The sequence below is a fragment of the Marinobacter santoriniensis NKSG1 genome (assembly GCF_000347775.1).
Lineage (GTDB): Bacteria > Pseudomonadota > Gammaproteobacteria > Pseudomonadales > Oleiphilaceae > Marinobacter > Marinobacter santoriniensis.
This window is the reverse complement of sequence record NZ_APAT01000015.1, coordinates 731,832-753,400: the sequence shown is the minus strand read 5'-3', so window position 1 is coordinate 753,400 and position 21,569 is coordinate 731,832. Positions and strand designations below refer to the sequence as shown.

19 protein-coding genes are annotated in these 21,569 nt (G+C 57.9%); 7 read left to right on the top strand and 12 right to left on the bottom strand.

Features of this window, described 5'->3' with window-relative positions:
- The first annotated feature begins 50 nt into the window (after positions 1-50).
- The 5 genes from bioD to MSNKSG1_RS09200 all read left to right on the top strand — a co-directional run bounded on the left by bioD (position 51) and on the right by MSNKSG1_RS09200 (position 5,829).
- Entirely contained in the window at positions 51-743 is a 693-nt protein-coding gene (gene bioD / locus MSNKSG1_RS09220; protein WP_008938984.1) for a dethiobiotin synthase, read from the top strand.
- A 50-nt stretch (positions 744-793) separates the two neighbouring features.
- Positions 794-1,039 (top strand): flagellar basal body rod C-terminal domain-containing protein, encoded by a 246-nt coding sequence (locus tag MSNKSG1_RS09215; RefSeq protein WP_008938983.1) that lies wholly within the window; start codon positions 794-796, stop codon positions 1,037-1,039.
- Positions 1,040-1,049: 10 nt separating this feature from the next.
- Positions 1,050-1,781, top strand: coding sequence for a putative metalloprotease CJM1_0395 family protein (locus tag MSNKSG1_RS09210; RefSeq protein WP_051067771.1), 732 nt, complete (start codon positions 1,050-1,052; stop codon positions 1,779-1,781).
- Positions 1,782-2,027: 246 nt separating this feature from the next.
- On the top strand, positions 2,028-3,827 hold the full coding sequence (locus MSNKSG1_RS09205; protein WP_008938981.1) for an acyl-CoA dehydrogenase C-terminal domain-containing protein: 1,800 nt from the start codon (positions 2,028-2,030) through the stop codon (positions 3,825-3,827).
- A gap of 211 nt (positions 3,828-4,038) precedes the next feature.
- Positions 4,039-5,829, top strand: coding sequence for an acyl-CoA dehydrogenase C-terminal domain-containing protein (locus tag MSNKSG1_RS09200; RefSeq protein ID WP_008938980.1), 1,791 nt, complete (start codon positions 4,039-4,041; stop codon positions 5,827-5,829).
- 90 nt (positions 5,830-5,919) lie between these two features.
- On the opposite strand, the gene MSNKSG1_RS09195 is transcribed toward MSNKSG1_RS09200, so the two are convergent.
- From MSNKSG1_RS09195 to leuS, 5 genes are all read right to left on the bottom strand, one after another.
- Positions 5,920-6,555 carry an endonuclease gene (locus MSNKSG1_RS09195; RefSeq protein WP_008938979.1) on the bottom strand — a complete coding sequence of 212 codons (636 nt, stop codon included), beginning with the start codon at positions 6,553-6,555 and terminating at the stop codon, positions 5,920-5,922.
- A gap of 188 nt (positions 6,556-6,743) precedes the next feature.
- Entirely contained in the window at positions 6,744-7,007 is a 264-nt protein-coding gene (locus tag MSNKSG1_RS09190; RefSeq protein ID WP_008938978.1) for a hypothetical protein, read from the bottom strand.
- A gap of 100 nt (positions 7,008-7,107) precedes the next feature.
- Positions 7,108-8,115, bottom strand: coding sequence for a DNA polymerase III subunit delta (gene holA, locus MSNKSG1_RS09185; protein WP_008938977.1), 1,008 nt, complete (start codon positions 8,113-8,115; stop codon positions 7,108-7,110).
- A complete protein-coding gene (locus MSNKSG1_RS09180; protein ID WP_008938976.1) occupies positions 8,112-8,702 on the bottom strand; it encodes an LPS-assembly lipoprotein LptE in 591 nt (196 codons plus the stop codon). Before MSNKSG1_RS09180 ends, holA begins: the two co-directional genes overlap by 4 nt.
- 1 nt (position 8,703) lies before the next feature.
- Entirely contained in the window at positions 8,704-11,289 is a 2,586-nt protein-coding gene (gene leuS, locus MSNKSG1_RS09175; protein WP_008938975.1) for a leucine--tRNA ligase, read from the bottom strand.
- 152 nt (positions 11,290-11,441) lie between these two features.
- On the opposite strand from leuS, the gene MSNKSG1_RS09170 reads away from it, so the two are divergent.
- Positions 11,442-11,990 carry a zinc ribbon-containing protein gene (locus MSNKSG1_RS09170; protein WP_008938974.1) on the top strand — a complete coding sequence of 183 codons (549 nt, stop codon included), beginning with the start codon at positions 11,442-11,444 and terminating at the stop codon, positions 11,988-11,990.
- Here MSNKSG1_RS09170 and lnt read toward each other — a convergent pair.
- The 5 genes from lnt to miaB all read right to left on the bottom strand — a co-directional run bounded on the left by lnt (position 11,987) and on the right by miaB (position 17,584).
- Positions 11,987-13,534, bottom strand: a complete 1,548-nt coding sequence (gene lnt, locus MSNKSG1_RS09165) for an apolipoprotein N-acyltransferase (protein ID WP_008938973.1) — start codon at positions 13,532-13,534, stop codon at positions 11,987-11,989. The genes MSNKSG1_RS09170 and lnt overlap by 4 nt on opposite strands.
- A complete protein-coding gene (locus MSNKSG1_RS09160; RefSeq protein WP_008938972.1) occupies positions 13,524-14,369 on the bottom strand; it encodes an HlyC/CorC family transporter in 846 nt (281 codons plus the stop codon). Before MSNKSG1_RS09160 ends, lnt begins: the two co-directional genes overlap by 11 nt.
- Positions 14,366-14,839 (bottom strand): rRNA maturation RNase YbeY, encoded by a 474-nt coding sequence (gene ybeY / locus MSNKSG1_RS09155; RefSeq protein ID WP_008938971.1) that lies wholly within the window; start codon positions 14,837-14,839, stop codon positions 14,366-14,368. Before ybeY ends, MSNKSG1_RS09160 begins: the two co-directional genes overlap by 4 nt.
- A complete protein-coding gene (locus MSNKSG1_RS09150) occupies positions 14,836-15,822 on the bottom strand; it encodes a PhoH family protein (RefSeq protein WP_008938970.1) in 987 nt (328 codons plus the stop codon). The genes ybeY and MSNKSG1_RS09150 overlap by 4 nt, the downstream gene beginning before the upstream one ends.
- Positions 15,823-16,237: 415 nt before the next feature.
- Positions 16,238-17,584 carry a tRNA (N6-isopentenyl adenosine(37)-C2)-methylthiotransferase MiaB gene (gene miaB / locus MSNKSG1_RS09145; protein ID WP_008938969.1) on the bottom strand — a complete coding sequence of 449 codons (1,347 nt, stop codon included), beginning with the start codon at positions 17,582-17,584 and terminating at the stop codon, positions 16,238-16,240.
- Between the two features lie 367 nt (positions 17,585-17,951).
- Here miaB and trmH point away from each other — a divergent pair, with 367 nt between their 5' ends.
- A complete protein-coding gene (gene trmH, locus MSNKSG1_RS09140) occupies positions 17,952-18,689 on the top strand; it encodes a tRNA (guanosine(18)-2'-O)-methyltransferase TrmH (RefSeq protein WP_008938968.1) in 738 nt (245 codons plus the stop codon).
- A gap of 41 nt (positions 18,690-18,730) precedes the next feature.
- Here trmH and MSNKSG1_RS09135 read toward each other — a convergent pair whose 3' ends face one another.
- Positions 18,731-19,747, bottom strand: coding sequence for a nucleoid-associated protein (locus MSNKSG1_RS09135; protein WP_008938967.1), 1,017 nt, complete (start codon positions 19,745-19,747; stop codon positions 18,731-18,733).
- Positions 19,748-19,910: 163 nt separating this feature from the next.
- On the bottom strand, positions 19,911-21,569 hold the full coding sequence (gene cysN, locus MSNKSG1_RS09130) for a sulfate adenylyltransferase subunit CysN (protein WP_008938966.1): 1,659 nt from the start codon (positions 21,567-21,569) through the stop codon (positions 19,911-19,913).

Genomic DNA, 21,569 nt, shown 5'->3' with positions numbered 1-21,569 from the left:
TTCTGCACTATTATCCACCACAAATCTCCTGACGAAGGGACCATTCTTGCATGGCCAGGAAAACCTTTTTTGTGACCGGAACCGACACCGGCGTTGGCAAGACCATGGTGTCCGCGGCCATTCTTGAGGCCGCAAAAGCCCTTGGTAAACGGACCGTTGCCATGAAGCCGATCGCCTCCGGCTGCGATCAGACGCCCGATGGCCTGCGAAATGAAGACGCCCTCATACTGCAGGAGGCCATCACCGAAAAACTCTCCTACGATCGAATCAATCCCATCGCGCTTGAGCCGGCAATCGCGCCCCATGTGGCTGCCCAGCAGGCGGGGAAAGGACTTTCTGCCCAGCGTCTCGTCGGTTTTTGCCGCGGTCTGCAAATGCAGCCCGCGGATCTAATGTTGATTGAGGGTGCCGGTGGTTGGCGGGTGCCTCTGAACGATCGTGAAACCTATTCGGTGGTGCCCCGGGAGCTTGGTGTGCCGGTGATTCTGGTAGTGGCACTCAAGCTGGGTTGTATCAATCACGCACTGTTGACCGCAGAGGCGATACGAGGGGACGGTCTCGTTATCGCCGGCTGGGTTGCGAACCGTCCTGAACCGGAGCCGATGGCTTGCGAGCGGGAAACGCTGGATTACCTGACCAATCATCTCGGTGCGCCCCGTCTGGGCGTGTTGCCGTGGCTGGACGAGCCTGCACCGCCTGTTCTGGCAGAGTCGCTCACCGTGGCTCCGCTGTTTGAAAATTGAACAGGTTTGTGGCTAAATAGAGCCAATAATCTGTCATTGGAGTGTCAGTGATGATCAACAACACGCTCGGGATCGGTGTTCAGGGCATGCAGGACGGGATGATCGGCATGGACAATGCCGCCCGGAAGATTGCCCGTGGTGGCGTGGATGGTCCCCAGGGAACGGCCGATGGCGCTGGTGGCCTGGTCGAGCCCATCATTGACATGAAGCTCTACCAGCGTAGCGTGGAAGCCTCGGCGCAGGTGGTCAAAACCGCCGACGAGACGCTGGGTACATTGCTGGACATCATGGCCTGAAACCGGCGTTGTGAGCGCACTTTCCTCCCTTCCCCCAATACTGCCGGCAGGTGGTGTCACTTATCCGACGTCGCGGCCGGCCGGATCTGGCGATTCTTCTTCCGTATCACAACAATCTGACGGTGCTGACCAGAATGGCTCCCAATCGTTTCCCGTTGCGGAAGACAAGGGCGGCAGGGAGCGTACGCAGTCAGTCGAGGGGACACAGGCGTCCGGTCTGGACCAGTCCGAACTCAAGCTATTGTCCAGATTAAAGTCCCGGGACCGCGAGGTACGGGCCCATGAGGCTGCTCACCAGTCGGTTGGTGGGCAATATGCAGGTTCCATGTCTTTCACCTACCAAAGAGGGCCGGATGGTGCCCAGTACGCCATCGGTGGTGAGGTGCCGGTCGATGTGTCTCCGGTGGAGGGGAATCCTCAGGCAACACTCGAAAAAATGCGCATCGTCCGCGCGGCGGCCCTCGCGCCCGCTCAACCATCCGGTCAGGATCGGGCGGTTGCGGCCCAGGCGATGCAAACCATGCTGGAAGCCCAGTCGGAGCTTGCAACGCAGAATTCAGGCAAGACAGAACCCGGGACCGATAAAGCCGACTCCGCACAGAAGACGGCGTCAGATCCGGCCGCCGAGTCCGGTTCGGAATCCTCGCGCCAGGCCAGGAATGTGTATCAGGATGTGGCCGGGCTGGGTGAAAAACCGAACGGATCCGGAGCCTCCTTGTTGCCTTCCTCTCTCTACGCCTGATTAGCGTCTTCCAGTCTTCAGGTCCTTTCTCCACGAACGCCTGTCAGTGCAGTCAGAGCCCTTTTTGCCCATTGCGATACGACACAAATTTTCACTTCGGCTATTGACAATTCCTTGCCTCTAAACGTATGTTTCAAACAAGTGTTTAATTAACGCCGCAACGCGGGTCGTTGTGGTGTCTGAGCAAACCAAGGCCTGAGGCTGTAAACCTGTTGTCAGCTGAGACCGAAAACTGAGGTGGATTCCATGCCTGAATACAAAGCGCCCCTGCGTGATATCAAATTTGTAATGAACGAGCTGCTGAACAGTGAGCAGCATTACGCCAGCCTGGAAGGCGCGGAAGACGCGACTCCGGATATGGTGGACGCCATTATCCAGGAAGGTGCAAAGTTCTGTGAGCAGGTGCTGTCTCCGCTGAATCAGGTGGGTGACAAAGAAGGCTGTACCTGGAGCGAGGACGGCGTAAAGACACCGACCGGTTTCAAGGAAGCCTATCAGCAGTACGTAGAGGGTGGCTGGCCGTCCATGACCGCCGATCCGAACTACGGCGGCCAGGGACTTCCGCATTCCATCGGCCTGGTTATGAGCGAAATGGTTGGTACGGCAAACTGGTCCTGGGGTATGTACCCGGGCCTGAGTCACGGTGCGACCAATACGATCGAGGCTCACGGTACCGAAGAGCAGAAGCAAACCTATCTGACCAAGCTGATCAGCGGTGAGTGGACTGGCACCATGTGTCTGACCGAGCCGCACTGTGGTTCGGATCTGGGTACCTTGCGCACCAAGGCCGAGCCGAATGCAGACGGCACCTACAGCATCACCGGTACCAAGATCTTTATCTCCGCTGGCGAACACGACATGGCCGAGAATATCGTCCATATCGTCCTGGCACGTCTCCCGGGCGCGCCGGAAGGCACCAAGGGCATTTCCCTGTTCATCGTGCCCAAGCAGCTGCCGAACGAGGACGGTTCTGCCGGTGAGCGTAACGCCGTTTCCTGTGGCTCCCTGGAGCACAAGATGGGTATCCACGGTAACGCGACCTGCGTCATGAACTTCGATGGCGCCAAGGGCTGGCTGATCGGTCCCGAGAACAAGGGCCTGAACTGCATGTTCACCTTCATGAACACGGCCCGTATCGGAACCGCGATTCAGGGGCTGGGCGCAGCTGAGCTGGGTTTCCAGGGCTCACTGACCTATTCCAAAGACCGTCTTGCCATGCGTTCCCTGAGCGGACCAAAGAATCCGGAAGGTATTGCCGATCCGATCATTGTGCATCCGGACGTTCGTCGCATGCTGCTGACCCAGAAGGCGGTCGCCGAAGGTGCGCGCGCCCTGATCTACCTTGCCGGCCAGCAAGTGGATGTGGTCCACAGTGGCAAAACCGAGGAAGAGCGCAAGGCAGCAGACGGCCTGCTCGGCTTCCTGACACCGATCGCCAAGGCCTTCCTGACTGAAATTGGTTACGAGTCTGCCAACCTGGGTATGCAGGTGTTCGGCGGCCACGGTTTCATCTCTGAGTGGGGTATGGAACAGAACGTGCGTGATGCGCGCATCGGCATGATCTACGAAGGTACCACCGGCATTCAGGCGCTGGATCTGTTGGGCCGCAAGGTGCTGATGACCCAGGGCGAATCCCTCAAGGGGTTCACCAAGCTGGTGCATGTGTTCTGCAAAGAGAATGCGGATAACGAACAGCTGAAGGAATTCATCGAGCCGCTGGCGGCGATCAACAAGGAGTGGGGCGAGCTGACCACGAAGGTTGGTATGGCTGCCATGAAGAACCGCGAAGAAGTAGGTGCGGCGTCTGTGGACTACCTGATGTATTCCGGTTACGCCGTATTTGCCTACCTGTGGGCGCGTATGGCAAAGGTTGCCCTCGACAAGATGGTCGACGGCACCACTGAAGAAATGTTCTACAACGCCAAGATCCAGACAGCACGCTTCTACTTCAAGCGCATGCTGCCGCGGTCCAGGGCCCATGCCGAGACCATGCTGGCGGGTGCCGACACGTTGCTGGACATGCCGGAAGAAGCCTTCGCCCTCTAAAGGTGCGGGCGCTGTCCTGAAACGGATGAAAGGAAAAGCCCGTGCTCGGAGAGCCGGGCTTTTTTCATGAGTCCGGACGGACTTTTGAGGTAAACTACCAGCCTCGAAAAGAACAATATTCAGCGGACACATAGCCGAACAGGTGGCCTCGGACCAACATCGGGTCAGGGGACGCCTGCAAAGACTGACTGGGATTTTTGGAGAGTTTTACATGGCTGATTATCAGGCACCGTTACGTGACATCCGATTTGTTCTGAACGAAGTGTTCGATGCACCGTCGTTGTGGGCATCGCTGCCGAAAGTGGCAGAAAACGTGGACCCTGAGACCGCGGATGCGATCCTTGAAGAAGCGGGCAAGATCACCAGTGGCGTGTTGGCTCCGCTCAACCGCGAGGGTGATGAGCAGGGCAGCAAATGGAATGACGGCGAGGTAACGGCGCCGGAGGGTTTCAAGGAAGCCTATCAGACCATCGTTGAAGGTGGCTGGAACGGACTGGGCGGTAATCCTGAGTTTGGCGGTATGGGAATGCCGAAGACCCTCGTGGCCCAATTCGAGGAGATGATGCAGGGCGCCAATATGGCCTTTGGTCTTGCCCCCATGCTGACCGCCGGTGCCTGTCTGGCCCTGGACGCTCATGGCAGTCAGGAGCTGAAAGAGAAGTATCTCCCCAATATGTATTCCGGCGTATGGTCCGGTGCCATGGATCTCACCGAGCCTCATGCCGGTACGGATCTGGGTATTATCCGCAGCAAGGCCGAGCCGAATGGTGATGGCTCCTTCAACGTGACGGGCACCAAGATCTTTATTACCTGGGGCGAGCACGATATGGCGGAGAATATTATCCACCTGGTGCTGGCCAAGCTGCCTGATGCCCCCAAGGGGCCCAAGGGTATTTCCCTGTTCCTGGTACCCAAGTTCCTGGTGAACGACGATGGTTCCCTGGGTGAGCGCAACAGCTTCAGCTGTGGCTCCATCGAGAAGAAGATGGGTATCAAGGGCTCCGCTACCTGCGTCATGAACTTTGATGGTGCCAAAGGCTGGCTCGTTGGCGAAGAGAATAAGGGCCTGGCCGCGATGTTCACGATGATGAACTATGAGCGTCTCGGTGTCGGTATCCAGGGTATTGGTGCCGCGGAAGCCTCACTGCAAAGTGCCCGGGAATATGCGCTGGACCGTATTCAGAGTCGCGCGCCCACCGGTGCCCAACAGCCGGAGAAAGCGGCGGACCCGATTATCGTACATCCGGATGTACGCCGCATGCTGCTGACTATGAAAGGGTATGTCGAAGGTGGCCGTGCGTTCTCCACCTACGTGGCGCAGTGGCTGGACGTCTCCAAGTACGCGGATGACGACGAGCGTCGCAAGCACGCCGAAGGCATGGTGGCGTTGCTGACGCCCGTTGCGAAGGCGTTCCTGACAGATCGCGGTCTTGAGGCATGCATCCTCGGTCAGCAGGTCTTTGGCGGTCACGGGTTTATTCGGGAATGGGGCCAGGAGCAGTTGGTCCGGGATTGCCGGATTACCCAGATTTACGAGGGGACCAATGGAATCCAGGCCCTGGACCTGATGGGCCGTAAGGTGGTCGGCAGTCAGGGCAAGCTGTACGAGCTGTTTGCACAGGATGTTGCCAACTTCCTGGAAGAGAGCAGTGGCGATGAGCATCTCAAGCCGTTCCTGGAGCCGCTTGCCGCTGCCGTAGAACGCCTGGATGACGTCACTGAGCATGTGCTGAAGCAGGCGGCCACATCTCCGGACGCAATCGGTGCTGCCTCGGTGGACTACCTGGATCTCTTTGGCCTGACAGCTCTGGGCTATATGTGGGCTCGAATGGTGAAGGCGGCCGCACCGAAGGCGGCGAGTGACAGCTCCGGCTTCTATTCGGGCAAGGTTAAAACAGCCCGTTTCTACTTTGACCGTCTGTTGCCCAAAACGGTTTCCCTCGCCGAAGGGATTCGCAGTGGTGGCGACGCCATGATGGCATTGACTGCAGACGAGTTCTGACGGTCATCGTTGCGATGAAAAGGCAGGCCGATACGGCCTGCCTTTTTTTGTGCGTGGAAATGTGGGACGCGCCGATCCAGAGGCAGGTAGTCAGAGCTGGTTCATGCGATCCGGATCGGTGACGAAGGGGTTTTCATTACCCTGTATGTCTGCAATCCGGCGATGACGGGTAAGTTCGGTGTCGTCCGGTGGGTCTATCCGGTTCCAGTCCTTGAAAACGGGAGGTGCGCCGAGCCAGGGCAACCCGTAAGTGTCGACCATATAGGCGACGGTTCGGGCGACATCCCCTTTGACCCTCTTCGGAGGTTCAAAGAACTGGGCGCTTGCCCGTATGCCGCATTCATCCGGCTGGGCAACATTACCTACGTCATCGTATCGGATGTTGCGTCTCTGCATTTCGATACGGGACCGAACCGGTACCATGTTATGCAGGTCCGAAGCGATCTGGCGATACCGGTTATCCTGTTCGCATTGTCGTGAGGTGCCACAATTCAGGGCGCTTCGGATGTCTGCCAGTGGATACACGTAGCCGTCAGTCAGGGTGAAGCCCTTGGACGTGAACGGGGTGTCGCAGAAAAAGGAGTGGCCACCTTCAGCGTACAGGTTGCCCCAGAATTGATCCTTGATGACGGCCGTGGGATCGCTAAACCGGGTGTTCTGGCCAATAACGACTGAGGCCGAGGCCAGTAGCGCGAGGGACGAGACGGAAATCAGCAGCTTTTTCATACGCCATTTATACCTCTCAGTGTTCTGAAGCGCACTGTCCCATCGGGCCGTATCGATGCGGTTCCGATGTTTTTCAGGTCAAAAATATGACGCTTCGTTCACCAGTATTGAGAAGTATGGCACAAAGGCTCCGCGTGGCAGAGCCTTTGTGTTGTAAAACTGTGGCGTTATGTTAACCCGTTAACATATTACTTGAGTTTGTTCCGGATGTTCTGATACCCCGTTTTCAGATCTTCACCCAGTTTTTGGGTAGTCTCACGGGCCTCTTTGGAGGCGCCTTCCGCGTCGTGGAGCACCTGATCAATTTTGCTGCGGAATCGATCCCAGTCCTGTTCCAGATCATCCCACTCGTCCTTGACGTCTTCCCGCGCCAGGTGAAGCTGGACCCGGGCTTCGTCCCGGTACTGTTTGATCTTGTCGGACAGCTTTTTAAAATCGTCTTGAAGACTCATCTCTTGCACCTCCTTGAACAATCGGTGAGGCTACAATGCGCCGGAATGTGAAAAACTGTCAAGTGTTGGAATCAGCGGGCTTTCAGAGGATTGACGCAGGTCAGGCTTTTACGGCCAACAATACCGAAAGGTCTCTCAGATACTGCCATGGCGAAAGATCGTCGTAGCCTTTGGCGGCACGGTCTACCTGGCTGCAAAGACGAAGGGATTCCAGCAGCTGGGAGGGAGTCAGGCGTCGGCTTGCGCGCTCAAGTGTGCGTGCCCTTTGAGGCTGGAAAACGCCGCGTTTTTTGAGGAAAGCCGATGGATTGTCCCGGGCGCCGGGAGTGGATTGAAGTTCTGCCAGAATGTTCAGGTCCCGGTGGAGAACCGCCAGCAGCCCAAGCGGGTTCTCGCCTTCCTGATTGAGCACGCCGATGATTTTGCATGCATGTTGCGCATGCCCGGCCAGAAGCTCCTGAACCAGTTCGAAGCCGTTAAAACGCGAGCTGTCCTGAACGGCTTGTTCGATGGTCTCTTCGTCGACCGTGTTACCGTTTGTCAGTAGCGACAGACGATCAAGTTCCTGACTGGCGGCCAGCAGATTGCCCTCCAGGCGTTCGGCCAGCATGGACAGGGCGCCACGCGTCAGGCTCAGGCCATGACGGTTGGCCCTCTGCTGAAGCCAGCCCTGAAATTTATCGGCGTCGATTGGCCAGACTGGAACGTGAACGCCTTTACCCTGAAGCTCCCTATACCATTTCCGTTTGGTTTCCGCCGAGTCGAGACGCGTGCTTATCAGCAGCAAAACGATGTCTTCCGGAGGCTGCTGGAGCACTCTTTCCATCACATTCCGGCCATCCCCGAGTTTTCCGGTTGGCAGGTGGATTTCAATCCGCCGTTTTTCAGCGAACAGGGACATCGCGTTGCATTCGTCGGAGACTTTGCTCCAGTCGAGATGCTGATCGGCATGAAAGGTCAGCCGATCTTCAAAGCCGGCCTGCCGGGCGGCCTGGCGAATCTGGTCGCAGCATTCCTGAACCAGTAGAGGCTCGTCTCCCGAAACCAGGTAGACCGGTGCCAGGCCTTTCTGGAGCAACTGGGGAAGCTGGGCGGGCTGAGTCTTCATTGTTCGCTGGCGTTTTGTGTTTCCGGTGTTTGAGCAGACTGGTATTCCTCCCGGAGTGAGTCAATCCGGGACGGCGTCAGCGGTGCCAGGCGGAACAGTATCTGCTGGGCGAGGCGGTCATACAGACGTTGCTCCAGCTCATCCTGCTCACGCTGTTTTGCCAGTACGTTGGTTTCATCGTACCGGTAGCTTTCGCGAACGCTCAGTGCCGTATCGGCGATCAGAGGGAGATGGTCCGGGCTGATCAGATCGATGTTCACCGTTTGCGTAAGCATGTACTCGGCGGCTCCCGCTCTTATGGTGATCGCAGAGGCTCTTCGATCCTGGCCGAAATCACTCAGGTTGAGCGTGTAGGCATCGTCGCCTTTAGCCGCGGTTTGTACGCCGCCCAGTTCCAGTTGTCGCTTCAGCGACAGGCACAGGCTGTCGGGAATCCGTGAGCTGCATTTCACCATGAGAGGCTGGACCGCCTCGGGCACCGGAGATGTCCCCCGCAGCTGAAAGCCGCAGCCACCGACGACGCTGGCGAGCGCCAGGGCGAATATCAGCCGACCGATGCGGACCTTCAAGGCAGGGGGGTGTGACATGTCAGTTGGCCACCACGTTCACAAGTTTCCCGGGAACCACGATAACCTTGCGGACGGTTTTCCCTTCGGTAAAGCGCATCACGTTTTCATTCTCCAGCGCCAGCTTTTCGAGATCATCTTTGGCAATGTCAGCCGGAACGTCCTCTTTTGCGCGGACCTTGCCGTTGACCTGGAGCACCACCTGGATCTGACTGCGGACCATGGCTTTGGCATCCGCCTCGGGCCAGGAGGCTTCGACAACCGGTGTCTCATGTCCCAGGCTTTGCCAAAGCTGGTGGCAGATGTGGGGAGCAATCGGTGAGAGCACCAGAACCGCAATATTAAGGGCTTCCTGGCGCACCGCGCGGCTCTGAGGCTCATCTCCTGTAAGCTTTCCGACGTCGTTGAGCAGCTCCATCACCGCTGCAATCGCGGTGTTGAAGGTCAATCGCCGGCTGATGTCGTCGCTGACCTTGGCTATGGTTTCGTGGGTCTTGCGCCGAAGATCCTTCTGCGGATCCGTCAGTGCGGATACGTCGAGGGTCGGTGCCGGACCGCTGGCAGCATGCTCATGAACCATGCGCCACAAGCGCTTGAGGAACCGGTGAGCCCCCTCCACACCGCTGTCAGACCACTCCAGGGACTGCTCCGGTGGAGCCGCGAACATCATGAACAGGCGAACGGTATCGGCGCCGTATTCATCAATGATCGCCTGAGGGTCGATGCCGTTGTTCTTGGACTTGGACATTTTCGTGACGCCGCCAATCTCCACCGGCTCTCCGTCGGATTTCAATACGGCGCGGATCACCTGACCCTTGCTGTCCTTCTCAGTGGTTACATCGGCGGGGTTGAACCAGGTTTTACCGCCGTTGGCATCGTTGCGGTAGTAGGTTTCAGCCAGCACCATGCCCTGACAGAGCAGGCGGTTGAACGGCTCGGAGCTGGTTACCAGCCCCACATCCCTGAGCAGTTTGTGGAAGAAACGGGCATAGAGCAGGTGCAGGATGGCGTGCTCAATGCCGCCGATGTACTGATCCACCGGGAGCCAGTAATTGGCCGCGGCCGGATCCAGCATGCCTTTGTCATAGTTGGGGCTGCAGAAGCGCGCGTAGTACCAGGAAGACTCCATGAAGGTGTCGAAGGTATCGGTCTCCAGGGTTGCCGATTGACCGTTGTATTCGGTCTTGCACCAGTCCGGATCGGCTTTGATCGGAGACTGGACGCCATCCATTTCCACGTCTTCCGGCAGGCGCACAGGCAGTCTGTCATCCGGTACCGGCATCTCGGTGCCGTCTTCCAGCGTCATCATCGGAATCGGGGCGCCCCAGTATCGTTGACGGGAGACCCCCCAGTCCCGCAACCGGTAGTTGACGGTGCGCTTGCCGATGTCGTTCGCTTCCAGATAGGCCGCGATTTCGTCGAAGGCCTCCTCGCTGGTCATTCCGTTGTACTTGCCGGAGGAGACCAGGGTGCCCTTCTCGGTGAAGGCCTTTTCCTGGACATCGATCTCACGGCCATCGCGTGCCGCGATCACCTGCTTGATGGGCAGGCGGTATTTCAGGGCAAATTCGTGGTCCCGTTCGTCATGCCCGGGCACTGCCATCAGTGCGCCGGTGCCATAGTCGGTCAGGACGAAGTTGGCGATCCAGACCGGAATTTCTTCCTGGGTAAGGGGATGGATTGCCTTGAATCCCGTATCGATACCCCGCTTCTCCATGGTGGCCAGTTCGGCCTCGGCAACCTTGCTGTTGCCGCACTCCTCGACGAACTCGGCAACGTCGCGGTGGCGTTCCGCCGCTTCCTTTGCCAGGGGATGCTCAGCCGCCACGGCCATGTAACTCACGCCCATGAGCGTATCGGGGCGGGTTGTGTAAACGGTCAGGCCGCTGTCCCGATCTTTCAGGGGGAACGTCAGTTCGGTGCCAACGGACTTGCCGATCCAGTTCCGCTGCATGGTCTTGACCTGCTCGGGCCAGTCTTCCAGCTCGTCGAGATCGTTCAGCAGCTCTTCGGCATAGTCGGTGATGCGAATGAACCACTGGGGAATCTTTTTCTGCTCCACCAGGGCGCCAGAGCGCCAGCCGCGGCCGTCCACGACCTGCTCATTGGCCAGAACGGTCTGGTCCACCGGATCCCAGTTCACGGTGGACATCTTCTTGTACACCAGGCCTTTCTCGTAGAGACGCGCAAAGAACCACTGTTCCCAGCGGTAATAATCCGGATCGCAGGTGGCCAGTTCCCGGCTCCAGTCGTAACCGAACCCGAGCTGCTTGAGCTGGCTTTTCATGTAGTCGATGTTCGAACGGGTCCACTTGGCGGGCGCGGTCTTGTTGGCAATGGCGGCGTTTTCAGCGGGCAGGCCGAAGGCATCCCAGCCCATGGGTTGCATGACGTTCTTGCCCTGCATGCGCTGGTAGCGGGAGATTACGTCGCCAATGGTGTAGTTGCGGACGTGCCCCATATGCAGTTTGCCGCTGGGGTAGGGGAACATGGACAGGCAGTAGTATTTGGGCTTGCCGGGCTCTTCCTTCACTTTGAAGGTGTCGTTCTTTTCCCAGAATTCTCGGGCGTTCCGTTCTACGTCACGGGGATTGTATTGCTCGTCCATTCCTGCCATTGCCTAAGTTACCCTGTGTTCAGAAAGATGTTCGAAAGGGCCGAACATTCTAACGCACACTGGACCTTACAGGTAGTCTGCCATTCCGGGAATACTGTGCCATGATAGTGATCAGAGCGGTGTTTTTTTCATGAGGAGCAGTTATGACCGAAAGCGAGCGCAATCACCTTTCCGGAAAGGCACTGGAAGCCTACGACAGGATGCTCGAACGGGTGCAGTCCGGGTTGCGGCAGGTGCAGCAGACCTCCCTGAAAACCCTGGATCAGGAAATTCAGGATGCGGTGGAATTCGAGTATGAACTCGAAGAGATGACCCGCGAGGAAGCTGACCTGCTTGGAGCCTACCTGAAGCGGGATCTGGAGCACCTTCTGCATTTTGTTGATGAGACCGGCGAGGGGTTAAAGGAGTGGCTGCAGCTGGACATGTCGCTGCTGGAGCATCAGCTGACCGACAGTCTGCTGTCTGTCGCGGACCAGACGCTGATTGACAACCTGGAGCTTCGACAAAAGCTCGAAAACGAAGATGCTGGCCACTACATTTCCGGCGAAGTGGCCACGGCTGGCATGTTCCGTTGTCTCAACTGCGGTCATATGCGTTGCCTGACCGCAACCAGTCACCTGGAGACCTGCGAGGCCTGTGGATCCCATTACTACGAACGGGTGACCAGCCGCTGGCCGAGGAAAGAGAGTTAACGGGCGGGCGGAATGTCCCGCTCCCGGACAAATACGACCAGAATGGCCGCCAGAATCAGAACCGGCCACGATCCGGTTTCCATGTAGGGCGTGCTGCCGCTGGCCGCATAGACCTTGCCGGTCAGTGTGGCGCGTTCGAAATGCGGGAGCCGGCCGGTGATCTGTCCCTTGTTATCGATCACCGCAGTCACCCCGTTGTTGGTTCCCCTCAACATGTAGCGCCCGGTTTCAAGGGCGCTCATCCGGGCGATCTGAAGGTGCTGTAGCGGGCCGATCGAATCGCCGAACCAGCCGTCGTTACTGATCGTCAGTAGTAAATCGCTGCCCCGGCTGTTGGAGGCCACGAAATCGGGATAGGCCACTTCGTAACAGATGAACGGGCGAACTTTGAGCCCATTGGCCTCAAGCGGCTTCTGGTAGGCTGGCCCCGGACTGAAGCTGCTCATCGGCAGATCGAAGAAACCGATCAGGCCGCGGAGCAGGCTCTCCAGCGGCACGTATTCGCCGAAAGGAACGAGCTTCTGCTTGTAGTACATACCTTCGCCGTTGCCGATGGCCATGATACTGTTTCGATAGGTGAAGCCTTCCCGTTGCTCGCTGAAGCCATACCAGGGAATACCCGTAATCAGGGTGCTGTTCTTGCCAAGTTTCTTGTTGATGTGTTCGATGATCGCGCCGGCCTGGTCCTGCGGCAGCGGGATGGCGGTTTCCGGCCAGAGAATCAGATCGGTATCCCAGTAGTCCTCGGTCATTGTCAGGTAGGTGACAATCTGCTGCTTGAGAAACTCCGGATCCCATTTGATCAGTTGCGGGATATTGCCCTGCATTGCCGCAAACTGAATGGGTTCGTCGCTCAGCTTCGTCCAGTGAATACGGTTGAGTGCGGGTGTGGCGAGCCAGGGGAGGATCGCAACCACGGCCGTGACTGCCGCCAGGGTTTTCCGCCCATGAAACAGCAGCCAGGCGACGCCGTAAGCAGCGGCGCCGGTCAATGTGATCCAGAAGGTGATGCCATGGACGCCGGTGAGCGGGGCCAGCCCGGCAAGCGGGCCATCGGTGTGCGCAGTACCCAGATAGAGCCACGGGAAACCGGTCAGTAACCAGCTTCGCAACCAGTCACCCAGTACCCAGATTGCCGGAAACAGAATCAGCCGCCGGACCGCGCTGGATTTGGCCAGCTTGCCCCAGAACCAGAAGGCAAGCCCATGGAACAATGCCAGCCCCATGACAAACAGAACGGTCAGGAGTACGGCAACCGGAATGGGAGTATTGCCGTATTTGCTGATGCTGATATAGACCCAGCTTGCACCGGTCGCAAAGAGCCCCAGTCCTGTGAGCCAGCCGGCCCTGAAAAGTTTCCGGGAGGGCAGTGGCACAGTGACCAGCAGAATGAGTGCGATGGAGACTGGCCCGAGCCACCACCAGTTGAAGGGGGAGAACGTCAGGGTTTGCAGGGCGCCGGCCACGACCAGCGTGATGGCGCCCAGCCAACGGTTCCTGCTCAGATGCGTATTCAGAGCGGAAGGTGTGGAATCATGACTCACTACGATTTACCTGCAACAGACGGATGACACGGTTATCGGCGTTGGCAATAGTAAAGCGCAAACCACCGAATTCAACCGTTTCCCCGCGTCTGGGCAGGTGACCGAATTCTTTGAGGACGACGCCACCGATGGTGTCGAATTCCTCCTCGTCGAGATCGGTCTGGAAAAATTCATTGAAGTCTTCAATCGATGTGGCCGCCTTGACCGCAAAAGTGCCGTCTCCACGAGCCTTGATATTGGTTTCCTCGTCGAAGTCGTGCTCATCCTCGATTTCACCAACAATCTGCTCAAGCACGTCTTCGATTGTAATCAGGCCGGCCGTGCCGCCGTATTCATCCACCACAATGGCCATGTGGTTGCGGTTTTCCTTGAATTCTTTCAGCAACTGGTTGAGGCGTTTGCTTTCCGGGACGAACGTGGGCGGACGCAGGATTTCCCGGATGCGGTTCCAGTTGACTTCATTGTTCAGAGCCAGGGGCAGGAGGTCTTTGGCCAGCAGGATGCCGATGACGTCGTCCTGGCTGTCGCCGATGACCGGAAACCGGCTGTGGGCAGAAGAGATGATTTCCCCGAGAAACTCCTTCGGCTCCTGAGAGGCTTTCACGGTGACCATCTGGGAGCGGGGGATCATGATTTCATCGACTCGCATGTCGATGACCTGCATGGCTCCCTCGATGATGCTCATGGCATCCGCATCGATGATGCTCTGGGACTCGGCGTCCCGCAGGATTTCCAGCACGTCCTCTACGGACTCAGGCCCGCTGGAAAAGGCCTGTGATATACGTTCCAGCCAGGACTTGTTGCCCTGGCTGCGACTCGACTGATCGTCGCTCATGAGTCTGGTTCCGTTTCCTCTGCTTCGTAAGGATTGCTGTATCCGAGCCGGTGCATCAGCTGGATCTCGAGGGCTTCCATGACCTCGGCATCCTGATCCTCAATGTGATCGTAGCTCTGGAGATGCAGCATCCCGTGCACGACCATATGTGCCCAGTGTGCCTCTTGCGTCTTGTGCTGCTCAATCGCTTCACTTTCGACAACAGGCGCACAAATAACGAGATCTCCAGCCAATGGGATCGTTATACCCGCTGGCGCTTCAAATGGGAAGGACAATACATTGGTCGGTTTGTCCTTCCCGCGATACTCGTGATTCAGTCCCTGGCTTTCCAGCGCGCCGACGATCCGGATCGTCACCTCGGCGGGGTTCTGGCCCAGCCAGGCAGACTCGGCCCATTTCTGAAAAAGGGACTCGTCAGGGACGCTTTCGCCGTCATAGACATTCTGGAAGTCAACGGTAAGGTCGCTCACTGTCCTGTCGCACTCCCGTCATCGAAGGAATCGTAGGCTTCAACAATACGCTGGACCAGCGGATGACGGACCACATCCTTCGCTTCAAACCGTGTAAATCCGATGCCGGAGACTTTGCTCAGTACGTTGGCTGCGTGAATCAGGCCGGAGTTCTGACCGCGTGGTAAATCCACCTGGGTGGTGTCGCCGGTGATTACCGCAGTAGAGCCGAAACCGATCCGCGTCAGGAACATTTTCATCTGCTCCCGGGTCGTGTTCTGGCTTTCGTCCAGGATGATGAATGAATTGTTCAGGGTCCGCCCGCGCATGAAGGCCAGCGGTGCGATCTCGATCACGCTCTTCTCAATCAGTCGGGTGACCTGATCGAAGCCCAGCATTTCATACAGGGCGTCGTAAAGCGGGCGAAGGTAGGGATCCACCTTCTGGGCCAGATCGCCGGGGAGGAAGCCCAGCTTTTCGCCTGCCTCAACCGCAGGCCTGACCAGGAGGATGCGTTTGACCTGTTCGTCTTTCAGCGCTTCGACAGCGCAGGCGACCGCGAGCCACGTTTTCCCGGTGCCGGCAGGGCCGATGCCGAAGTTGATGTCGTGGGTGCGGATGTTGTGCACATACTTCTGCTGGTTTCGCCCCCGGGGCTTGGCGGTGAGCTTCGGCGTCTTGATGACAGTCACAGCCCCTTCGTCGTAGGGGACGTCATCGGGCAGTCGCTCCAGGCCGGTTTCCCGGATGAACAGGTGCACCGTATCCGGCGGAATGTCGTCGGTGGCTTCGGTTTCGCGGTACAGATGTCGAACCACCTCAACCGCCGCCGCGACGTTCTCGGTCGATCCTTCAACACGGAAGTGGTGTCCCCGGCGCCCGATTTTCACCTCGAGACGCTTTTCGATCATCTTGAGGTTTTCATCGAACTGGCCGCAAAGGGTGGCGAGCCGGCGCTGGTCTACCGGGTGCAGGTCGAATTGTCTTGTATCGTGTGTGTTCAATCTTGCTCCGTGTCGTTTACTCCCCTGGTTTCCTGGGAGTCAGCTTTTCTGGATTTTGGAGTCAGGCCAGGGTGTGGGGCCCCTTCCACAGACACGCTACGAGCACATCCATGTGCGCTTGTTTCGGGCCGTCCCTGGCCCTCAACAGTCTGTGGAAGGGGCCCCACACCCTGGCCGATCATACTATTTGCAGGCCGGTGAGTAGAAAAACAAGTAGCTTGGGACTGTCGGCTTAAATTACCCCGGACTATATCTGTGCTGCCCGAAGGGGGCTGGCTGGAAGGGCTTCCCAAAAATGTGCGGAGCCATGGATGGCGGAGCCCAAGCGTCACAAGGACGTGCCGAAGGAGCGCTTTTTGGGAAGCCCTTCCGGCCAGCCCCCAACGCCAGACCTTGAACGGATACGTGCTCAGCCTTAATGCAGCTCCGAGTCTACAGGAACACCCCTCAGCGAATTGGGATAAGCCTCCACAATCTCCACGTCAATAAAGTTCCCGACCACCTCAGGATTCTCGTGCCGGAAGTTCACGATCCGGTTGTTCTCGGTTCGGCCGGCGTATTCGCCCGGGTCTTTCTTGGAGAGGCCTGTCACCAGAATCCGCTGGGTGGTGCCGACCATTTTCCGGCTAATGTCCATGGCCTGCTGGTTGATCCGCTGCTGCAGAATCGCCAGGCGCTCTTTCTTGACCTCCATCGGGGTATCATCCGGCAGGTCGGAGGCGGGCGTTCCAGGGCGCGCGCTGTAGACGAAGCTGAAGGAGACGTCGAAGCCGATGTCGTTGATCAGCTTCATGGTGTCCTCGAAATCCTTGTCGGTCTCACCCGGGAAACCCACGATGAAGTCGGATGAGAAGCTGATATCCGGCCGGATCTTACGCAGGCGGCGGAGTTTGGATTTGTATTCCAGGGCGGTGTGCCCGCGCTTCATCGCTGCCAGGATCCGATCGGAGCCGCTCTGGACCGGGAGGTGCAGGTGGCTGACCAGTTCCGGAACCCGCTCGTAGACGTCGATTAGGGCATCGGAGAATTCCACCGGGTGAGACGTGGTGTAACGGATCCGGTCGATCCCGTCGATGGTGGCAATCAGCTCGATCAGTTCGGCCAGGTCCATGGTGTCGCCATCGTGGGTTTCACCCCGATAGGCATTGACGTTCTGACCCAGCAGGTTGACTTCGCGCACGTTTTGACTGGCCAGGTGGGCGACTTCGGCAATGACATCGTCCACCGGCCGGCTGACTTCCTCGCCGCGGGTGTAAGGCACCACGCAGAAGGTGCAGTACTTGCTGCAGCCCTCCATAATGGAAACGAAGGCAGAGGGCCCGTCTGCGCCAGGTTCCGGCAGGTTGTCGAATTTCTCGATTTCCGGAAAGCTTACGTCGACAACTCCAACACCGTTACCCTTCGTGCGGATTTCCGTGATCATATCGGGGAGGCGGTGCAGCGTTTGCGGACCAAACACCATATCCACATAGGGGGCCCGATCAATGATCGCCTGTCCTTCCTGGCTGGCGACACAGCCGCCCACCCCGATGATGAGATCCGGCTTGCTGTTCTTGAGGGATTTCCAGCGACCAAGTTGATGAAAGACCTTTTCCTGCGCCTTCTCCCGAATCGAGCAGGTGTTCAGCAGCAGGATATCGGCTTCTTCCGGGCTGTTCGCCATTTCGACGGTTTCGCCGGTCTTGAGCAGGTCTGCCATGCGGGCAGAATCGTACTCGTTCATCTGACAGCCGTGGGTTTTGATGTACAGCTTCTTGGCCATGGGTCTCACGTAATCTGATGGATGGTGCGCCGGGATTGGCAAAGATGCCGCGGGGCGCTGGCAAAAAGGAACTGCGTATTATAACGGGGTGATTATTCTGCAACCACCTTTGTCTCGGCTTGTTGCTAGTCGGCATGTGATATTATGCCCCGTTCATTACGCTCGTCGGTGCGTGAAGCACTTGGCGGGTGGCTGTCCAAAACGCGCTCCTTCGGCACGTCCATGTGACGCTTGAGCTCCGCCATCCATGGCTCCGCACAGTTTTGGACAGCCACCCGCCAAGCGCTTCCAGGCCCCTGAGTATTCGCTGATAAAAATTGATTGGATTGAGGGGCGTTTCATAATCGCCCTTAACTCACAGAAAAATATGACCCCTGAACGCCTTGCCCGAATAAAACAAACCCTGGATACCCGACAACCGGATTTGCGTGTCCTGACCGACCAGGTTCATAAACCGCGAAACCTCTCGGCGATCATCCGCTCCTGCGACGCCTTCGGACTGGCCAACATGCATGTTGTCTGGCCAAAGGAAGGGTTCCGGGCCTTCCGGAAGACCGCCGGCGGTAGTTATAACTGGGTAACGACGCATACCCACCCGACCATGAATGAGGCCGTTGCCGATCTCAAGGCTCAGGGCCACAAGCTCTACGCGGCTCAGCTTTCTGATCGCGCCGTGGATTTCCGGGAAGTGGACTATACCGTCCCCTGCACGGTCATCATGGGCAACGAAGTGGACGGCGTCAGTTCGGGGGCCGCAGAACAGGCGGATGAACACATTGTGATACCGATGATGGGCATGGTGGAATCTCTCAACGTGTCCTCCGCCTGCGCCATCATCCTCTCGGAAGCCCAACGCCAGCGTAAGCTGGCCGGCATGTTCGACCAGCGCCGGTTACCCGATGACGAATACAACCGCCTGCTGTTCTGCTGGTGCCAGCCGACGGTCAAGCGCTACTGCGATGACCGCAATCTGCCATACCCGCCTATCGATCCGGAAACCGGTGAGCTGGTCGATGGTGTTGGCTGGATGCAGGAAGTCCGGAAACAGAGGGCCAATCGCCCAAGGTGGGATGGCGAGTTAAAGGTTCCGGCAACCGACGGCTGATTCGATAGATCCTATCTCTTAGGCCCGCCCCCAAAGCCTTATCACTCCTCGCGAGTCTCCAGATACCGCTGTAACTGCTCCCGCAACGCCTTGGGCAACCGGGTAATGGTCAACGCATCTTTGTCGCGGTCGTAGTAAACCGCCTGATTCACCAGATCGGACGAAAACGACACACTCATACCGCCGCCAGAACCGGCAATACGAACCAGCTTCTTGACCTTTCGGTGATCCGGATGCAAAACACCAGTTTCCGGTAGCTCGGCGTTCTGGCTGGCGAATTCCTTGAAACGCTGAGGCTCGTTTTCGTCCAGGTACCCTGACAGCGCCTCGATCTCCACCGGCTCACCCAGCGAATGCTGCTCCTTGCAGAATTCATAGGCACGGGAGCGAACCTCACCGGCCTTCTCCGGCTCGGAATTCTTGGCAAAGGCTTCCACTGCATCGAGAAAGGTCATGGTTTCCTTCTCGACATCCACATTGTTGGTAAAGCCGGCCAGCCGGATAAACAGATCGCCCGCCTCACCGGTGCCTCGACCATGAACCAGGGTGAGGTAGTTTTCGCTGCCGTTATCGCTCAGCCAATCATCCAGCTCGATCCTCACGGCCAGATTCAGTCGGGAAAGACTGAGCACATCCGTGGCATCCAGAACCTGATTGCCATCGAAACGCATTGCGCTGTCGGTTTCCACAATCAACAGGTACACCACATCGGCATCCGCCAGCGCCTCGTGGACAATCATCAGGTGGCCATCGAATTCCTCCTGGCAGCCCGTCAATAGCTCTTGCCATTGGTTGAAGAGGCGGTCAGTCATGGCGCCAAAGCTCTGTTTGTCTTCCAGATAATCCTTGAGCCAGCTACTGAACGGGCATTCGCCAAGGTCTTCAGAGAACCGGCCGTACTTTTTGCCCGGCTTGCTGTTGAACAGGCGTTTCATCTGTTTGTGCAGGGCTTCGTAATCGCCACCGGGTTCCTGCAGCGCTTCGCCACTGTTCAGACGGGCGGGCTGGCCCGGCTGGTACTGGCTGGCAAAGGCGGTGCGGAGGTGTTTGATGGCCATGGGTAACGTCTCCTGTTGGCAAACGCTTGGAGGTGATGATCAGGGGGAGAGATTCTGCCACAGAAGCGGCATGAGCGTCTGCCGGCATTCATCGGCAAAAAAAATTGCCCCCGCGATTGCTCGCCGGGGGCAATGATGGCCGGGTGAACTGGAATACCGGCTGTCAGATGCGCTTGCTGCGTTTCAGTTCCTGCACCAGTCCACTGACAGCGCCTGGAATGTCCTGATCGCTGTCGGCGCTCGCAGCAGCGTTGGCCACATCGGTTCCAAGATTGACCACGATAGCAATCAGGCCGTGCGCGGTCAGCACCTGTGCGGCACGACGGCGTTCGTCAGCGTCGCCGGCGCTTTCCTCGCTCAGGACGACTGCGGTCTTGCCCTGATCAAACAGTGCGCGTTCGACAGCCAGGGCCAGGGCAGGTGCCTGCTTGCCATTGCAGCCAATAATGGCAGGCTTCTGGGCCAGGCGGCGTTCCCGTTCCTCAGGCGTTACCGGGTCCAGCGACTCGCTGCCGTCGGCCAGTCCTGCGACCATGCCGGCGCCGATCGTCACATTGGTGAGCCGGTCGATCACGATGAAGCTGCCGGTCGCATGGTTGCGGGGATAGGCATCGAACGCAATCGGCTGGTTCAGGGTCAGTTCGCACAGGCCGATTTCGTTGAGCTGCAGGGAAGACGGATTGGCCTGCTGCTCCAGGGTGTTTACGTCGGTCTGGTGATGAATGCTCTTCACGGTGCCGGAGGTGAATGTCGGCCCGAGCTTGATGTCGTAGAGTCGACCTGTTTCCAGCGGGGCGTCGGTCATCCAAACGATGTTGGCGTTGAAGCGATTGCCCACTTCCGGTTCGTCTTCCGGCTTCACCAGCATGTCGCCGCGACTGATATCGATTTCATCTTCAAGCGTCAGGGTGACCGCCTGATCGATATACGCCTCGTCGATGGCGCCTTCAAAAGTGATGACTTCCTTGACCCGGCTGGTGCGCTTTGAGGGGAGGGCCATGACGGCATCGCCTGGGCGAATGACACCGGAGGCGATCGTGCCGCAGAACCCGCGGAAATCGAGGTTCGGGCGGTTGACGTATTGTACCGGGAAACGGAAATGCTCCAGGTTCTTGTCCCGGGAGACTTCGACGGTCTCCAGTATCTCCATGAGTGGCTGACCGGTGAACCAGGGCGTATTCGTGCTCTTGTTCACGACGTTGTCACCCTCAAGCGCCGAGATCGGTACAAACCGGATGTCCTTGAGACCCAGTTTGGCGGCAAAGGCCAGGTACTCGTCCTTGATTTCGTTGAATCGCTCTTCGCTGAAATCAACCAGGTCCATTTTGTTCACGGCGACCACGATGTGGCGGATGCCGAGAAGGGACGCAATGTAGGAATGCCGGCGGGTCTGGGTCAGCACACCATGGCGCGCATCGATCATCAGGATGGCCAGTTGTGCGGTGGAAGCCCCGGTAGCCATGTTGCGGGTGTACTGCTCGTGGCCGGGTGTATCTGCAATGATGAACTTGCGCTTGTCGGTGGAAAAGTAACGGTAGGCAACGTCGATAGTAATGCCCTGTTCCCTTTCCGCCTGAAGGCCATCTACCAGCAGGGCCAAGTCCAGCTTTTCGCCCGTGGTACCCATCTTGGCGCTGTCGCTCTTCAGGCTGGCCAGGTGATCTTCGTAGATCATTTTGGTGTCGTGAAGCAGGCGACCAATCAGGGTGCTTTTGCCGTCGTCTACGCTGCCGCAGGTGAGCAGGCGCAGCAGTTCCTTGTTTTCATGCTGTTTCAGGTAAGCCTGAATATCTTCTGCAATCAGATCGGACTGGTGTGACAT

What these genes read in the sequence shown, in the direction of transcription:
- cysN (WP_008938966.1), bottom strand. Translation starts at nt 21,569, where the DNA reads ATGTCACACCAGTCCGATCTGATTGCAGAAGATATTCAGGCTTACCTG.
- MSNKSG1_RS09170 (WP_008938974.1), top strand. Translation starts at nt 11,442, where the DNA reads ATGACCGAAAGCGAGCGCAATCACCTTTCCGGAAAGGCACTGGAAGCC.
- MSNKSG1_RS09195 (WP_008938979.1), bottom strand. Translation starts at nt 6,555, where the DNA reads ATGAAAAAGCTGCTGATTTCCGTCTCGTCCCTCGCGCTACTGGCCTCG.
- MSNKSG1_RS09135 (WP_008938967.1), bottom strand. Translation starts at nt 19,747, where the DNA reads ATGGCCATCAAACACCTCCGCACCGCCTTTGCCAGCCAGTACCAGCCG.
- MSNKSG1_RS09180 (WP_008938976.1), bottom strand. Translation starts at nt 8,702, where the DNA reads ATGTCACACCCCCCTGCCTTGAAGGTCCGCATCGGTCGGCTGATATTC.
- trmH (WP_008938968.1), top strand. Translation starts at nt 17,952, where the DNA reads ATGACCCCTGAACGCCTTGCCCGAATAAAACAAACCCTGGATACCCGA.
- MSNKSG1_RS09215 (WP_008938983.1), top strand. Translation starts at nt 794, where the DNA reads ATGATCAACAACACGCTCGGGATCGGTGTTCAGGGCATGCAGGACGGG.
- MSNKSG1_RS09205 (WP_008938981.1), top strand. Translation starts at nt 2,028, where the DNA reads ATGCCTGAATACAAAGCGCCCCTGCGTGATATCAAATTTGTAATGAAC.
- MSNKSG1_RS09160 (WP_008938972.1), bottom strand. Translation starts at nt 14,369, where the DNA reads ATGAGCGACGATCAGTCGAGTCGCAGCCAGGGCAACAAGTCCTGGCTG.
- bioD (WP_008938984.1), top strand. Translation starts at nt 51, where the DNA reads ATGGCCAGGAAAACCTTTTTTGTGACCGGAACCGACACCGGCGTTGGC.
- holA (WP_008938977.1), bottom strand. Translation starts at nt 8,115, where the DNA reads ATGAAGACTCAGCCCGCCCAGCTTCCCCAGTTGCTCCAGAAAGGCCTG.
- MSNKSG1_RS09190 (WP_008938978.1), bottom strand. Translation starts at nt 7,007, where the DNA reads ATGAGTCTTCAAGACGATTTTAAAAAGCTGTCCGACAAGATCAAACAG.
- miaB (WP_008938969.1), bottom strand. Translation starts at nt 17,584, where the DNA reads ATGGCCAAGAAGCTGTACATCAAAACCCACGGCTGTCAGATGAACGAG.
- leuS (WP_008938975.1), bottom strand. Translation starts at nt 11,289, where the DNA reads ATGGACGAGCAATACAATCCCCGTGACGTAGAACGGAACGCCCGAGAA.
- MSNKSG1_RS09200 (WP_008938980.1), top strand. Translation starts at nt 4,039, where the DNA reads ATGGCTGATTATCAGGCACCGTTACGTGACATCCGATTTGTTCTGAAC.